The organism is Exiguobacterium sp. s91 (genome assembly GCF_018618915.1).
Taxonomy (GTDB): domain Bacteria; phylum Bacillota; class Bacilli; order Exiguobacteriales; family Exiguobacteriaceae; genus Exiguobacterium_A; species Exiguobacterium_A abrahamii.
On sequence record NZ_JACSMZ010000013.1, the window covers coordinates 1 to 397 of the forward strand.

Below are 397 nucleotides of genomic sequence, written 5' to 3' on the forward strand. Positions count from 1 at the left end.
AGGTAGCCGTATCGGAAGGTGCGGCTGGATCACCTCCTTTCTAAGGAAAACGTCCCTTACGGGACATGCCCATCGTTCAGTTTTGAGAGTCTAATTCTCTCTAGTCATGGAATGGGCCTATAGCTCAGCCGGTTAGAGCGCACGCCTGATAAGCGTGAGGTCGGTGGTTCGAGTCCACTTAGGCCCACCATTTCCATTATAATTTCAATCCTGGGGCCTTAGCTCAGCTGGGAGAGCGCCTGCCTTGCACGCAGGAGGTCAGCGGTTCGATCCCGCTAGGCTCCATTTGTCTTGTCCTTTGGATAAGGCACTCGCACCTTGAAAACTGAAGACATCAACAAGACATCAAACTTTTAATTAACCATGTCATTTAAGACGTGTGTTCTTAGAATACCAA

At 49.4% G+C, this 397-nt stretch carries 2 tRNA genes; both read left to right on the forward strand.

Going from position 1 to position 397, the window contains the following annotated elements:
• Positions 1 to 113: 113 nt before the first annotated feature.
• Positions 114 to 190, forward strand: a tRNA-Ile gene (locus KNQ06_RS16910).
• Positions 191 to 212: 22 nt separating this feature from the next.
• Positions 213 to 285 (forward strand) — tRNA-Ala (locus KNQ06_RS16915).
• Positions 286 to 397 lie beyond the last annotated feature (112 nt).